The organism is Nocardioides sp. (assembly GCF_035697785.1).
Taxonomy (GTDB): domain Bacteria; phylum Actinomycetota; class Actinomycetes; order Propionibacteriales; family Nocardioidaceae; genus Nocardioides_B.
The window spans coordinates 1-14,197 of the sequence record NZ_DASSCL010000071.1; the positions used below are offsets into that span (position 1 = coordinate 1).

Below are 14,197 nucleotides of genomic sequence, written 5' to 3' on the forward strand. Positions count from 1 at the left end.
CACGTGTGCGCCGATGGTCGGCGCCTGGGCGAGCATGCGCTGACCGATGTCGGACTCCGCGCACGGCGCCCCGTCGGGGTCGGCTGCGCGTACGTCGAGGCAGGCGCGCAGCAGTCGCCCGAACAGGCCGAGGTCGTTGCCGCCGATCCCCAGCGTCACCAGGTCGGCACGCTCGTCCACAGCGCGCAGCTGCGGGCCGACCCCCGAGCCCTGCACCGTCGGCTGCCGTCGGACGAGGTGCCGGGTGGTCGCCCCGGAGCACGACACGTCCCGCAGCCGCAGGTGCAGCGACTCGGCCAGCAGCGACGGGTAGTTGGCGTCGGAGCGGAAGCAGCCCCGCGCGATGCGCGTCACCGGCACCAACGGCGCGGCGGTGAAGGAGTCTCCCAGCGCGACGTACCGCCCGCCGGCGAGCACGTCGAGCGGATCCCTCGTCTCGGTCGCCGTCGGGCCCGACGGTGCCGGGTCCGCCCCGGGCTCGGGTGCGGCGCCGGGGGAGCCGGTGCAGGACACGAGGGCGGCGAGGCACGCGACGGCGGCGAGGGCGCGGCGCATCGGCGTACCTCCTCCTTCGACGAGCGGACCGGTGTTCGTGCACCTCACGCGGGGTGGACCCGGTCGAGGCTACTTCTTCGCGGCAAGGCTCCGGCTCGACGCGGAGCCGTAGCGACGGGCGGGGTTGGAGCCGATCGCGTCGGCGCTCCGCTTCGGTGCCGGCGCCTTGCGGGTGGCCTTGCCGGACTGCGGGCGCACCGGCACCTCGGGGGTCGCGTGCCCGGCGATCCACTCGTCGAGGATCCGCCAGGTGGTGGACCGGGCCGCGCGGCCGGTGAGCATGCCGAGGTGGCCGCCGGGGACGACCTCGAAGCGAAGCTCAGCCGCACCGGTCGCCAGGTCGACGATCGGCTGGACCGACCCGACCGGCGCGATCCCGTCGGAGGCGCCGCCGAACGCGAGCAGCGGCGCGCGCAGGTCGGCGAGCGAGATCTCCCGGTCGTCCATCGTCACGGTGCCGGAGGCGAGCTGGTTGCCCTTGAGAATGCGGTGGTAGAGCTGCCCGAACGTGCGGCCGGGGTAGGCGATCATGTTCGCGGTGAACCGGTCGACGGCCTCGACCTGGGCCAGGAAGTCCGCGTCGTCGAGCTTCGCCGCGATGGCGATCGGCTTGGTCACCAGCTTGTTGAAGCTGGTGAGCTGGAAGGCCCGGCGGACCAGCGGCTTCGGTGCACCGCCGAGCAGTCGGTAGGCCTGGGTGACCAGGCCCGCCCGTTCACCGGCGAGACCCAGGAACGGCCGGATCGGCGCGACCATCGGGACCTGGGTGACATCGACAGGGGCGCCGACCGTGGTGAGCGACGCGATCGGGAGGTCGGGCTGGTCGGCGGCGGTGAGCAGCGCGAAGATCCCGCCCAGGCTCCAGCCGACCACGTGCACCGGGCGGCCGCCGGCGTGCGCGCTGACCTCGCGGATCGCGGTCGGGACCACTTCGTCGACCCAGTGCTCCATGCCGAGGTTGCGGTTCGCGAACGACACCTCGCCGTACTCCACGAGGTACGTCGGACGTCCCGCCGTCACGAAGTGCTCCACCACCGAGCAACCACGGCGGAGGTCGAAGCAGAGCGCGGGCGCGGCCAGCGGGGTCACCAGCAGCACCGGGTCGCCGTGCTCGCGGACGGTGCCGCGCGGGCGGTAGTGGTAGACCTCGCGCAGGGTGCCCTCGTCGATGAGCGTGCGCGGCATGGGACGCAGATCGGCCAGGCCGCCGTACAACATCTTGTGGGCGACGTTCGCGGCTGCGGAGACGATCTGGTCCGGCTTGGGGATCAGATCCATGGCAGGAGAAGTTACCAGTGGGTCACCTCACCCCGGACCCCGCGACGGCGCGATCTCGACCACATGGGCACTCGCTCAGGACAGGTCGAGCCGGGCACGCATCCTCTCGAGCGCCCGGTGCGCCGCACGGCGCACCTCCTCGGAACCGTCGTCGACCAGGTCCTCGACGGCCGTGACGTGCTCGACGTCGCCGGCCTCGCCGAGCGCCCGCGCGGCCGCCGTCCGCACCCGCGGCAGCTCGTGCCGCGCGAGCCGGACGGCGTCGTCACCCGCGGGCAGGTCACGCAGCGCGCACACCTTCAGGCACATCTCCGCCACCCGCCAGGCGTCGTCACGCAGGCCGGCCAGCACCGCGTCGGTGGCCGAGTCGTCCCACAGGTACAGCAGACCGCGGGCGCCCCAGACCCGCGGCCAGTGCTCCCCCCACCCGTCGGCGGGGTACGCCGCGCCGGGCCGGCCGGCCAGGTAGGGCAGCAGGTCCGCATGGCCGGCCGGGTCCGCCCCGGTCAGCAGGTCCGCGCAGCGGCCGGCCGCGTCGGCCTCGGTGAGGTGGGTGCGCAGTGCGGCGACCAGCTCGCGTGGAGGCGCCTTCAGGTCCGGCGGCGGCGGAAGCCGCCCCAGGCGATGCGGCACGGTCAGCTCAGCCGGGCCGGTTTGACCTGCTTGTGGTGCTCGGGGCGCACGTCGGCCAGCGCGTCGAGGTACCGCTCGGCCCAGTCGGTCACGTCGTGCTCGGCAACCGTCCGACGCATGGCCTTCATCCGCTTGGAGCGCTCCGCGGGCGGCGCGTGCACGGCGGTCATGATCGCGTCCTTCATCCCGTTGATGTCGTAGGGGTTGACCATGAACGCCTGCCGCAGCTCGCCGGCCGCACCCGCGAACTCCGAGAGCACGAGCGCGCCGTCCCCCTCGTAGCGGCAGGCGACGTACTCCTTCGCGACCAGGTTCATCCCGTCGGCCAGCGGGGTGACCACGCAGACGTCGGCGGCCCGGAACAGCGCGGCCATCTCCTCGCGGGGGTACGACGAGTGCAGGTAGGAGATCGCCGGGCGGCCGATCCGGCCCAGGTCGCCATTGAGCCGGCCGACCAGGCGGTCGATGTCGTCGCGCAGCCGGCGGTACTGCTCGACCCGCTCGCGCGACGGGGTCGCCACCTGCACGAAGACCGCCTCCTCGAGGGAGAGCCGCTCTTCGACGAGCAGCTCGCCGAACGCCCGGAGCCGGCTGTAGATGCCCTTGGTGTAGTCGAGCCGGTCGACGCCGAGGAGGAGGTGCCGCGGGTTGCCGAGCTGCTCGCGGATCTCCTTGGCACGCGCCTCCACCGAGGCGGAGCGGGCCAGCTTCTCCAGACCCTTGGAGTCGATCGAGATCGGGAACGCCGCGGCCTGCACGGTCCGGCCGTCGGGCAGGTAGACCAGATCGCGATGGGTCTTGTGGCCGACCCGCTGCCGCACCAGCCGCACGAAGTTCTGCGCGTTGTTGGGGCGCTGGAAGCCGACCAGGTCGGCACCGAGCAGGCCCTCGAGGATCTGCCGCCGCCACGGCATCTGCTGGAACAGCTCGGCGGGCGGGAACGGGATGTGCAGGAAGAACCCGATGGTCAGGTCGGGCCGGGCCTCGCGCAGCATCGCGGGCACCAGCTGGAGCTGGTAGTCGTGCACCCACACGGTGGCGCCCTCGGCGGCCAGCTCCGCGGCACGGGCGGCGAAGCGGCGGTTGACCGCCACATAGGACTCCCACCACTCGCGGTGGAACTCCGGCTTCGCGACGACGTCGTGGTAGAGCGGCCAGAGCGTCGCGTTGGAGAAACCCTCGTAGAACTCCCGGACCTCCTGGGCCGACAGCGGGACGGGGGCGAGGAACAGCCCTTCGTCCTCGAAAGGCTCCTCCTCGTCGTCGGTGCCGCCCGACCAGCCGATCCAGACGCCGTCGTTGGCCCGCATCACGGGCTCGATCGCGGTGACCAGCCCGCCCGGGGACCGCCGCCAGTCGACCGACCCGTCGTCGTTGACCACCCGGTCGACGGGCAGCCGGTTGGCGACGATGACGAGGTCGGACTGGTGTTTCGGGCTCACCCCTTCAACTTAGCCACAGTGGCTCGAATCAGTCCTGACGGTCCGCGGCGTAGGTGACTCCGATCTCCCTGCGGATCCGGTCCATCTGCCGCATGATCGCCACGCTCTCGTCGAGCGGCACCAGCGGGCTCTCGGTCTCGCCCGCCCGCAGGCACCGCATCACCTCCTTCGCCTCGTGCGCCAAACCGTTGCCGAGCAGCGGCGCCTCGACCGTCTCGGTGACCTCATCGCTGGTCCAGGTGGCTCGGACCGGGTGGTGGAAGGAGTCGGCGAGGTCGAAGCGGCCGCGCTCGGTGGCGATCGACCCGGTGCGGGGGGTGGCGCCGGTCATCGAGGCGGTCAGGGAGGCGACCGCGCCCGACGCGTAGCCGAGCGACATCGCGACGTTGAGGTCGATCCCCGAGTCGCCGAGCCCGGCGACCGCCGCCAGGGCGTCCGGCTCGCCGAGGAACAGGTGCGCGAACGCCAGCGTGTAGACGCCCATGTCGAGCAGCGCGCCGCCGCCCAGCATCGGGTCCAGCAGCCGGTCGGTGGGCGGCGCCTCGACGTACCACCCGAGGTCGGCGCGCACCTGCGTGACCTGGCCGAGGTCGCCGGTGGCGAGCAGCTGCTGGACCCGGCGGATGACCGGGTTGCAGCGCATCCACATCGCCTCCATCAGGAACAGCCCCCGCCGCCGGGACTCGGAGACCAGCTCGGCTGCCTCGTCACCGGTCAGGGTCAGCGCCTTCTCGCACAGCACCGCCTTGCCCGCGTCGAATGCCATCAGCACGTGCTCCCGGTGCAGGGAGTGCGGGGACGCGACGTAGACGACGTCGACGTCCGGGTCGGCCACCAGCGAGGCGTAGCCGCCATGGGCCCGCCGGGCCCCGTACGCCGCCGCGAACTCCTCGGCCGCGGCCAGCCGGCGGGCGCCGACGGCGGCGATCTCGGCGTCCGGCAGCAGCGCGAGGGCGGTCGCGAACGAGCGGGCGATCCGGCCCGTGGCGAGGATGCCCCAGCGCACCGGCCGGTCGGCCGGGAGTGGCGTGGCTCGCACCGGGCCGGGCGTGACGGCCGGGGGCGGAAGGTCGTTGGGCAGTCGGGTGGGTACGGTCGTCGGCGCCATCTCAGCATTGTGGCGCGAAACGCGCGGAGCAAATGACATCGTTGTGTTTCGTCGCCTACGATGACACCGACACGGAGCCACCCGTGGAGCCCGGGACCGGGCAGTAGGGACACGAGCCGGGGAGCGAAGACATGGACGCCGCGAACGCGCACGAGGTCGCCGCCAGCACCGACGAACAGCTCATCGCCCTGTCGGAGCGCGACCGGGAGATCCTGAACTTCGAGCGCCAGTGGTGGAAGTACGCCGGCGCCAAGGAGCAGGCGGTCCGCGAGAAGTTCGACATGTCGTCGACCCGCTACTACCAGGTCCTCAACGCGCTCATCGACCGTCCCGAGTCGCTGGCCTTCGACCCGCTGCTGGTCCGCCGGCTGCGCCGCCTGCGCGCCGCCCGGCAGCGCGCCCGGTCGGCCCGCCGCCTCGGCTTCGAGGTCTGAGATCTCCGTGTCTCGACTGGCCCGCTCCGACGAGCGCGGGATCGCGCTGTCCTCACCCCTTGCGCTGGTCTCCGCCGGGGTGGTGCTGGTCGCCGGGGCGGCGTTCCTGTTCACCGGCGGCGACCCGGCTCCGGCCGACACCGCCCGCCCGGTGACCGCGACCCCCAGCCCGACACCGACCAGCACGGCTCCCGAGCCGGCCGTCGACAAGACGAAGAAGACGAAGAAGCCGCAGCAGCAGAAGCCGGTGATCCGCCGCGCCCGCACCTACGTCGAGGTCTACAACAACTCCGGCATCTCCGGCCTGGCCGGCCAGGTCGCCGGCCGAGCCGGCGCCGCGGGCTGGCAGGTGGTCGGCTCCGACAACTGGTACGGCACCATCCCCGCGAGCACGGTGTACTTCCCGCCGCGGCTGGAGGCCCAGGCCCGGCTGCTCGGCCGCGACCTCGGGATCAACCGGCTGCGGCCGGCGATCGCCCCGATGAAGTTCGACCGGCTCACGGTGATCCTCACCGGCTGACCTTCGTGGTCGAGCCGGCTTCCTCGGTGGTCGAGCCGTCCTCGGTGGTCGAGCCCGTCGAGACCTGGTTGGCTGGCCGCATGGAGTCCTTCTCGGCCGAGGCGCGCCACCGCTACGACGCCCTGGTCGGCGTGGCGAGCGAGACCGTGGTCGGGCTCGACTTCGACGGCACCCTCTCCCCGATCGTTGCGGACCCGACCCGGGCCGTGATCCACCCGGAAGGTCCCGCGGTGCTGGCCGCGGTCGCCGCACGGGTCCGCGCCGTCGCCCTGGTCACCGGCCGGCCGGCCCGCCAGGTGGTCGCGCTCGGCCGGCTCGACGAGGTCGCCGACGCGCTGCCGACCGGGGCGCGGCTGCTGGTCCGCGGGCAGTACGGCCACGAGCACTGGGACTCCACATCCCGGGAGTTCACCAGCCCGGCGGTCCCGGCGGGGCTGGCCGCCTTCGCCGAGGAGCTGCCCGGGCTGCTGGCGGCGGAGGACGCGGCCGACGCCTACGTCGAGGACAAGGGTCTCGCCCTAGCGGTGCACACCCGGCGTCTGGACGAGCCCGCCGTCGCGTTCGCCCGGCTCGCGCCGCGGCTCGCCGACGCGGCCGAACGGCACGGTCTCGGGCTCGAGCCGGGGAAGTACGTTCTCGAGGTCCGCGCTCCCGGCATGGACAAGGGCCGCGCGCTGCGTGATGTCGTCGCGGCCACCGATGCCGGCGGCGTGCTGTTCGCCGGCGACGACCTCGGCGACCTCGAGGCGTTCCAGGCCGCCCGTACCCTCCGGGCCCAGGGGCTGCCGACGCTGCTCGTCTGCTCCGGCTCCACCGAGGGCGAGGCGCAGCAGGCGCTGGCCGAGGTCACGGACATCGTCGTGCCGGGGCCCGAAGGTGTGCTCGCGCTGCTCCGCGGCTTCGCCGAGAGCGCCGGCCGGGCCGCATCCTTGGCTTAGCCCACCAGTACCTCACATACCCCGGGAATGTACAGATCGCTGCATGTTGCCGCGCGCGATGGGCACGGCAGCAGAAGCCGGGGGCATCGGGTCCCTGGGGGAGAGGGAGTTTCACATGAGGGAGCAATCCGGGGACTGGAGCCGGCTGCGGGCACCTGCGGTCGGGATCGTCCTGGCGATGCTGCTGAGCTTGGTCGCGACCACGGCGCAGGCGGTGCCGTCGCAGACGGGGACGAGCACCCAGGCGGCGCAGGCCGCGCGCGCTCCGGTGTTCGACAACGAGTTCGGCAAGGTCAAGTCGCGCGTGATCGGCACGTTCGGGCAGAACGGCACCGTGGACGCGGTCTTCAAGCCCAGGCGCTTCAAGGCCGTCGGCACCCAGCTGGTGGCAGTCGGCAAGCTCCAGGGCGAGCTGGTCCGCGGCAACGGCAGTGTCGTCGACGACTTCTCCCAGCGGGTGGAGCTGCCGGTGGCCACCGCGGGCGGGCTGCCGCTGCCCCTGCTGCGCGACGGTCGGGCGGCGACCTGCGACATCCTGCGGCTCGTCCTGGGGCCGCTGGACCTCGACCTGCTCGGGCTCCAGGTGCACCTCGACCGCGTGGTGCTCAACATCATCGCGGAGTCGGGAGCCGGCAACCTGCTGGGCAACCTGCTCTGCGCGGTGGCCGGGCTCCTCGACTCGACCGGCTTGGCCGGCTTGGCCGGCCTGCTCACCCCGGTGACGCAGATCCTCAACGGGATCCTGGCGCTGCTCCGTCAGTAGCAGCAGCGCGCCATCCCGCGATGACCCCCGGACCCGCACGGTCCGGGGGTCACGCGTCCCAAGCGGTACGACGGCGTGCCCGCGCGCTGACCAGCGGGTAGCCGCCGTCCACGAGACCGGCCGCCCGCTCGAAAGGGTTGTGCACACCGAAGTCGCCGCCGCGCAGGTAGGACCAGCCGGAGGCCGCGGCGTACAGCGGCAGCATCGGCAGGCCCAGGCACGCCACGTACTGCGAGGCGTGCCGCTCCTCGTGCGCGAGCAGCCGCGGCCGGGACTCGAGCCAGGCCAGGTCGTGCGGGGTCAGGATCACGTTGCCGACCGTGAACGCCGGGACCCGCGGCTGGGGGAGCCGGTAGCCGGTGGCGACCACCAGGCCGCGCGGGCCTCGACGGAACGAGCAGCGGCCCGCCGCCCCGACCGCGAGGCCGACCAGGGTGCTGCCGTTGACACCGTTGAGCACCTGCCGGACCCGCCACCACGCCATGGCGAGGATTGTGCCGCGAGACACCACCGTCTCGGATGGTGGAGCCGATGTGCACATTCTGAGACGCCTCCCTAGAGTTGGAACCGCTCATCGAGAGGGGCAGAGGGACACGGCCCGACGAAGCCCCGGCAACCCGCCGCGCGACCTCCGGTGCCCACCGTTACGGCACCAGCTCCACGGGGACCGCGGCCACGGTGCTAATTCCGTCCCGCGACGAGAGTCGGCCGCGGGGAAGATGAGAAGGAGGCCCTCCTTGAGCACCTCGGTCCTGACCCCCTCGACCACGTCGGGCACCCGCGAGGGCGCGTTCGGCAACGCCACCTCGCTGTCCTGCCGCGAGTGCGGCCACCTCGTCGCCCTCGGGCCGCACTACGCGTGTCCGGAGTGCTTCGGCCCGCTCGAGGTCGCCTACGACTTCCCACTGGTCACCCGCGCCGAGATCGAGGCCGGCCCGCCGAACATCTGGCGCTACAAGGCGCTGTTGCCGGTGCCCTCCGACATCGAGGAGAGCCCCAACACCGAGCCCGGCTTCACCCGGCTGCTCCGGGCCGACAACCTCGCGGCCGAGCTCGGGCTTCGCAAGCTGTGGGTGAAGGACGACTCGACCAACCCCACCAACAGCTTCAAGGACCGGGTCGTGGCCTGCGCGCTGAGCGCCGCTCGCGAGCTGCACGCCAAGGTCTTCGCCTGCCCGTCCACCGGCAACCTCGCCAACGCGGTCGCCGCCGCGGGCGCGCGGGCCGGCATCAAGACGGTGGTGTTCATCCCGTCGAACCTCGAGAAGCCCAAGCAGGTCAACTCCGCCGTCTACACCGAGAACCTGGTGGCGGTGGACGGCAACTACGACGACGTCAACCGGCTCGCCTCGGAGATCGCCGGCGAGGAGGAGGGCTGGGCGTTCGTGAACGTCAATGTCCGTCCCTATTACGCCGAGGGCTCCAAGACGCTCGGCTACGAGATCGCCGAGCAGCTCGGCTGGCGGCTGCCCGACCAGATCGTGATCCCGGTGGCGTCCGGGTCGCAGCTGACCAAGGTGGACAAGGCGTTCCAGGAGCTGATCAAGCTCGGTCTCGTCGAGGACCGGCCCTACAAGGTGTACGGCGCGCAGGCGACCGGGTGCTCGCCGGTATCCGTGGCCTACAAGGGCGGCGTCGACGCGATCCGTCCGGTGAAGCCGGACACGATCGCCAAGAGCCTCGCGATCGGCAACCCCGCCGACGGGGTCTACGTGCTCGACATCTGCCGGCGCACCGGCGGCGCCGTCGAGGACATCAGCGACGACGAGGTGCGCGAGGGCATCCTGCTGCTGGCCCGCACCGAGGGCATCTTCACCGAGACGGCCGGCGGCACCACGGTCGGCGTACTCAGGAAGCTCGTCGAGACCGGACAGCTCGACCCCGAGCTGGAGACCGTGGTGATCAACACCGGCATGGGCCTGAAGACCCTCGACGCGGTCAGCGACAGGGTGGGTCCCGCGGCGACGATCGAGCCGACCTACGCCGCGTTCACCGCCACCGGACTGGCGTGACCGCCCGGGTCAAGCCCGATATCGTCGAGACCACTCTCGGACCCAAGGAGCCACCAGCATGAGCGTCAGCGTCCGCATCCCGACCATCCTTCGCACCTACACCGGAGGCGAGTCCGAGGTGACCGCCGACGGGGCGACGCTCGCCGAGGTGCTCGACGACCTGGAGTCGAACCACGCCGGCATCAAGGCCCGGATCCTCGACGAGCAGGGCGCGATCCGGCGGTTCGTCAACGTGTACGTCGGCAACGACGACGTTCGCTTCCTCGACTCCCTCGACACCAAGACCCCCGACGGCGTCCAGGTCTCGGTGATCCCCGCCGTCGCCGGCGGCTGACCCCCCATCCGGGCGAGGAGTCAGTTTTTCAGGCCTCTCACCGGCGTGTCGCTGCGTAAGTGACCCCTCAGCCGTAGGAATTGGGGCATGTACGGCGACCGACCGGAGCCCGTCGAGGCCGCCACGGCGTTCGTCGCCACCCGGTTCCCGGAGGCGAGCGTGGCGTTCCTCGGCGGGAGCGTGCTCACCGAGCACCGCACCCCGACCTCCGACCTCGACGTGGTCGTGGTGGTGGGCGAGGACGTGACGGTCGCCGACAGCGGGATGCGCGCGCCGTACCGGGAGACGTTCGAGCACGACGGCTGGGTGGTCGAGGCGTTCGTGCACCATCGGTCGAGCCTCGACTGGTTCTGGGCCTCGGACGCCGAGCGGCGGGTGTGCACGCTGCTGCGGCTGTGCCTGGAGAGCGAGCTGCTCGTCGACCGCGACGGCGCGGCCGACGAGATCCGGACAGCGGCGGCGGCGCTGATGGCACAGGGACCGCCGCCGTTCACCGACGCCGAGCGGGCGCTGGCCCGCTACCGGCTGACCGACCTGCTCGACGACATGGCCGGCTGTGACCGCGAGGACGAGCTGGTCTACCTGGCCGGTGCGGTCCTGACCGAGGTCGCGACCCTGGCGCTGGTGTCCGCCGGCCACTGGGGCGCGCGCGGGAAGGCGCTCGCGCGGGCGCTGCGAGCGGTCGAGCCCGACCTCGCCGAGCGCCTGGTGAACGGCCACCGGCACGTTGTCGTGTACGGCGACACCGCGGTCTTGCACCGAGCCGCCGTCGACGTGTTGCTCCGGGTCGGCGGGCCGCTGATGGACGGCTACCGCGCGGGTGGCGACCGGCCGGCGGGGGACGCGGACGGTTAGCCTCGCTGCATGGCTGACGTGCTGCTGGCGACCTGTGCCGACCTGCCCGACGGCGAGCCCGCGGGTGAGCTCCTGGTCAAGGAGCTGGCCACCCGGGGCATCGAGGCGCGGTACGTCGCGTGGGACGACCCGACGGTCGAGTGGCGTTCGGCCCGGCTGGTGCTGGTGCGCAGCACCTGGGACTACTACACCCGGCGCGACGAGTTCCTGGCCTGGGCACGGGCCGTCGGCGACCGCCTCGTCAACCGCCCCGAGGCGCTGGCCTGGAACACCGACAAGGCCTACCTCGTCGACCTCGGCGAGACCCAACTGCCCGTGGTGCCGACCGTCGCGGTCGACGAGGAGGCGGAGCTCGCGCCGGCCGTCGCCGCGTTCGCGCCAGCCGTGGTCAAGCCGCGGGTGGGGGCCGGCGGGGAGGGCGTGGTGGTGTTCGACGGTGAGCCCGGCGGCCCGGCGGAGCTCGACGAGTCGCAGATCGACTCCGGGCCGTGGGTGGTGCAGCCGCTCGTCGGCTCGGTGCGCACCGAGGGCGAGACCTCGGTGTTCGTGCTGGGGGGCGACGTGGTGTCGCAGGTGCGCAAGCTCCCCGCCGGCAGCGAGATCCGCGTCCACGAGGAGTACGGCGGGCGCACCGACGTCGTACCCGTGACGTCGGAGGCGGCCCAGGTCGCGGTCGAGACCGTCAAGGTGGCCGAGGAGCTGCTCGGCGTCCGGTTGCCCTACGCGCGCGTCGACCTGATGCGGCTCGACGACGGCACGCTCGCGGTGAGCGAGCTGGAGATCACCGAGCCCGGGCTGTACCTCGACGTGCTGCCCGCCAACGCCGAGGCGTTCGCCGACCTGGTCGAGGACCTGCTCAGGGGCTGACGCCCGCCCCGGCCGGCTCCCGGCTGGCGCCCAGCGCCTCCACCACGGCGAGGACCGACGGCCGGTGCGCCGCCCGCCACATGTCCACCACCTCGCGCGTCCCGTCGAGCTGTCGCTCGGTCAGCACGACGGAGGGCACCGGCAGGGAGGCGCCGAGCTCGCCGAGCACCCAGCGCAGGTGCGCGTCGGTCGTCGTGGCGTGCACGGGCGAGCCGGCGACCACGACCGGGACCACGACCGTGCCGGCCAGGGCGCCCGCGGGCAGGCCGTCGAGGAACAGCTTGAGCAGGCCGGTGAAGCTGCCCTTGTACGACGGGGTGGCGACCACGAGGACGCCGGCGTCGGCCACCCGCTGCCGCGTGGACGCCAGGCCGGCGTCCTCGCCGAAGACGTCGCGCCGCTGGTCGGCCAGCTCGACGATCGCCTCGGGATCGGGGCGTGCACCGGCGTCGTCGTACCGCAGTGCGGAGAGGACCAGCTCGGTCACGGCCGCGGTGCGCGAGCCGGGGGCCGGGTTGCCGACCAGGCCGACGACGGGGCGCAGGGACGCGGGCGCGGTGGTGGGCTCGGGATGGGACGGGGTGCTCATCGGACTCCCTGTGAGTAAAAGTCTACTGAATTCATAGACATACTAACCATGAAGGAGGTTGACTGGGTTCCGGTACCCGACACGGGGGCAAGAAAAGGGCCGGGGCGGTGATTCACCGCCCCGGCCGAAACCCCGTCGCACCCACGAGGTGAACTCAGGTTAGGACCGCGCAGAAACGGGGGTCAATGGCCCGGATTCGCCATCCCGCGTGGTCTAGACAGTGACGTCCGGGCCCGGTCCCGCGCCCGTGCGGTGACCCGCGTGGCCACCGCCTTGCACTCGGGGGTGGCGAGTGCTAAGAATTGGTTAGCACTCTCAGGTTGAGAGTGCCACCACGTGCCTCCGGGCACGGCAATCCGGTTCGGACCGATGAGGCCCCGGAGCGCCGGCGGGAAGGGTCCGCCGGGTCAGCCGGGGTCGTCCGTCGCGGGCATCGCCCGAACCATCCAAATCTACGCGTGAGGATTCGCGGGAGCTATGCCGAAACTGATTGCGTTCAACGAAGAGGCCCGTCGCGGCCTCGAGCGTGGAATGAACACGCTGGCGGACGCCGTGAAGGTGACGCTCGGCCCGAAGGGCCGCAACGTCGTCCTGGAGAAGAAGTGGGGCGCCCCCACGATCACCAACGACGGTGTGTCCATCGCCAAGGAGATCGAGCTCGAGGAGCCCTACGAGAAGATCGGCGCCGAGCTGGTCAAGGAGGTCGCCAAGAAGACCGACGACGTCGCCGGTGACGGCACGACGACGGCGACCGTGCTGGCCCAGGCCATGGTCCGTGAGGGCCTGCGCAACGTCGCCGCGGGTGCCAACCCGATGGCGCTGAAGCGCGGCATCGAGGCGGCCGTCGAGGCCGTCTCCGGGCAGCTGCTGAGCATGGCGAAGGACGTCGAGACCAAGGAGCAGATCGCCTCCACCGCCTCGATCTCCGCGGCGGACCCCTCGGTCGGCGAGATCATCGCCGAGGCGATGGACAAGGTCGGCAAGGAAGGCGTCATCACCGTCGAGGAGTCGAACACCTTCGGGCTCGACCTCGAGCTCACCGAGGGCATGCGGTTCGACAAGGGCTACATCTCGGCCTACTTCGTCACCGACGCCGAGCGGATGGAGACGGTCCTCGAGGACCCCTACATCCTGATCGCCAACCAGAAGATCTCCAACGTCAAGGACCTGCTGCCGCTGCTCGAGAAGGTCATGCAGTCCGGCAAGCCGCTGCTGATCCTCTCCGAGGACGTCGACGGCGAGGCCCTGTCCACGCTGGTGGTCAACAAGATCCGTGGCACCTTCAAGTCCGTCGCCGTCAAGGCTCCGGGCTTCGGTGACCGCCGCAAGGCCATGCTGCAGGACATCGCGATCCTGACCGGTGGCCAGGTCGTCTCCGAGGAGGTCGGCCTCAAGCTCGAGAGCACCGGGCTCGAGCTCCTCGGCCAGGCCCGCAAGGTCGTCATCACCAAGGACGAGACCACCATCGTCGAGGGTGCGGGTGACACCGACCAGATCGCCGGTCGCGTCAACCAGATCCGCGCGGAGATCGAGAACTCCGATTCGGACTACGACCGCGAGAAGCTGCAGGAGCGGCTGGCCAAGCTGGCCGGTGGCGTGGCCGTCATCAAGGCGGGCGCGGCGACCGAGGTCGAGCTGAAGGAGCGCAAGCACCGCATCGAGGACGCCGTTCGCAACGCGAAGGCTGCCGTCGAAGAGGGCATCGTCGCCGGTGGTGGCGTGGCCCTGCTGCAGTCGGCTCCGTCGCTGGACGAGCTGGAGCTCACCGGTGACGAGGCAACCGGCGCGAACATCGTGCGCGTCGCGCTGTCGGCCCCGCTCAAGCAGATCGCCTTCAACGGTGGCCTGGAGCCGGGCGTCGTCGCGGAG

Annotated in this window: 16 protein-coding genes and 1 riboswitch; of the genes, 9 read left to right on the forward strand and 7 right to left on the reverse strand. The window is 71.9% G+C overall.

Features of this window, described 5'->3' with window-relative positions:
- The 5 genes from VFH10_RS07470 to VFH10_RS07490 form a co-directional block, all read right to left on the reverse strand.
- A partial coding sequence (locus VFH10_RS07470) for a GDSL-type esterase/lipase family protein (RefSeq protein WP_325127483.1) occupies positions 1-555 on the reverse strand: 555 nt, incomplete at its 3' end.
- Positions 556-624: 69 nt separating this feature from the next.
- Positions 625-1,833 carry an alpha/beta fold hydrolase gene (locus VFH10_RS07475; RefSeq protein WP_325127484.1) on the reverse strand — a complete coding sequence of 403 codons (1,209 nt, stop codon included), beginning with the start codon at positions 1,831-1,833 and terminating at the stop codon, positions 625-627.
- 75 nt (positions 1,834-1,908) lie between these two features.
- The gene (locus VFH10_RS07480) at positions 1,909-2,466 is read right to left on the reverse strand and encodes a HEAT repeat domain-containing protein (protein WP_325127485.1); all 558 of its coding nucleotides are present in this window, start codon (positions 2,464-2,466) and stop codon (positions 1,909-1,911) included.
- A gap of 2 nt (positions 2,467-2,468) precedes the next feature.
- Positions 2,469-3,908: a trehalose-6-phosphate synthase gene (locus VFH10_RS07485; RefSeq protein WP_325127486.1), complete on the reverse strand. Its 1,440-nt coding sequence runs from the start codon at positions 3,906-3,908 to the stop codon at positions 2,469-2,471.
- Positions 3,909-3,936: 28 nt separating this feature from the next.
- Complete coding sequence (locus tag VFH10_RS07490) at positions 3,937-5,016, reverse strand: Gfo/Idh/MocA family oxidoreductase (protein WP_325127487.1); 1,080 nt, start codon at positions 5,014-5,016, stop codon at positions 3,937-3,939.
- A 131-nt stretch (positions 5,017-5,147) separates the two neighbouring features.
- On the opposite strand from VFH10_RS07490, the gene VFH10_RS07495 reads away from it, so the two are divergent.
- From VFH10_RS07495 to VFH10_RS07510, 4 genes are all read left to right on the forward strand, one after another.
- The gene (locus VFH10_RS07495) at positions 5,148-5,450 is read left to right on the forward strand and encodes a DUF3263 domain-containing protein (protein ID WP_325127488.1); all 303 of its coding nucleotides are present in this window, start codon (positions 5,148-5,150) and stop codon (positions 5,448-5,450) included.
- Between the two features lie 7 nt (positions 5,451-5,457).
- Entirely contained in the window at positions 5,458-5,970 is a 513-nt protein-coding gene (locus VFH10_RS07500) for a LytR C-terminal domain-containing protein (RefSeq protein ID WP_325127489.1), read from the forward strand.
- A gap of 80 nt (positions 5,971-6,050) precedes the next feature.
- Positions 6,051-6,908, forward strand: coding sequence for a trehalose-phosphatase (gene otsB, locus VFH10_RS07505; protein WP_325127490.1), 858 nt, complete (start codon positions 6,051-6,053; stop codon positions 6,906-6,908).
- Positions 6,909-7,023: 115 nt separating this feature from the next.
- Positions 7,024-7,671 carry a hypothetical protein gene (locus VFH10_RS07510; RefSeq protein WP_325127491.1) on the forward strand — a complete coding sequence of 216 codons (648 nt, stop codon included), beginning with the start codon at positions 7,024-7,026 and terminating at the stop codon, positions 7,669-7,671.
- A gap of 49 nt (positions 7,672-7,720) precedes the next feature.
- On the opposite strand, the gene VFH10_RS07515 is transcribed toward VFH10_RS07510, so the two are convergent.
- Positions 7,721-8,155: a hypothetical protein gene (locus VFH10_RS07515; protein ID WP_325127492.1), complete on the reverse strand. Its 435-nt coding sequence runs from the start codon at positions 8,153-8,155 to the stop codon at positions 7,721-7,723.
- Between the two features lie 84 nt (positions 8,156-8,239).
- Positions 8,240-8,397: riboswitch (SAM riboswitch) on the forward strand.
- Positions 8,398-8,408: 11 nt separating this feature from the next.
- Between VFH10_RS07515 and thrC the strand changes: the two genes are divergently transcribed.
- From thrC to VFH10_RS07535, 4 genes are all read left to right on the forward strand, one after another.
- Positions 8,409-9,683, forward strand: coding sequence for a threonine synthase (gene thrC, locus VFH10_RS07520; protein WP_414689848.1), 1,275 nt, complete (start codon positions 8,409-8,411; stop codon positions 9,681-9,683).
- 58 nt (positions 9,684-9,741) lie between these two features.
- Positions 9,742-10,017 carry a MoaD/ThiS family protein gene (locus tag VFH10_RS07525; RefSeq protein ID WP_325127494.1) on the forward strand — a complete coding sequence of 92 codons (276 nt, stop codon included), beginning with the start codon at positions 9,742-9,744 and terminating at the stop codon, positions 10,015-10,017.
- Positions 10,018-10,104: 87 nt separating this feature from the next.
- Positions 10,105-10,872 carry a hypothetical protein gene (locus VFH10_RS07530; protein WP_325127495.1) on the forward strand — a complete coding sequence of 256 codons (768 nt, stop codon included), beginning with the start codon at positions 10,105-10,107 and terminating at the stop codon, positions 10,870-10,872.
- 9 nt (positions 10,873-10,881) lie between these two features.
- Positions 10,882-11,739 carry a hypothetical protein gene (locus VFH10_RS07535; RefSeq protein WP_325127496.1) on the forward strand — a complete coding sequence of 286 codons (858 nt, stop codon included), beginning with the start codon at positions 10,882-10,884 and terminating at the stop codon, positions 11,737-11,739.
- On the opposite strand, the gene VFH10_RS07540 is transcribed toward VFH10_RS07535, so the two are convergent.
- Positions 11,729-12,328, reverse strand: a complete 600-nt coding sequence (locus VFH10_RS07540) for an NADPH-dependent FMN reductase (RefSeq protein WP_325127497.1) — start codon at positions 12,326-12,328, stop codon at positions 11,729-11,731. The two genes, VFH10_RS07535 and VFH10_RS07540, sit on opposite strands and share 11 nt — an antisense overlap.
- Before the next feature lie 477 nt (positions 12,329-12,805).
- Between VFH10_RS07540 and groL the strand changes: the two genes are divergently transcribed.
- The coding region (groL, locus tag VFH10_RS07545) for a chaperonin GroEL (RefSeq protein ID WP_325127498.1) at positions 12,806-14,197 on the forward strand (1,392 nt) is incomplete at its 3' end.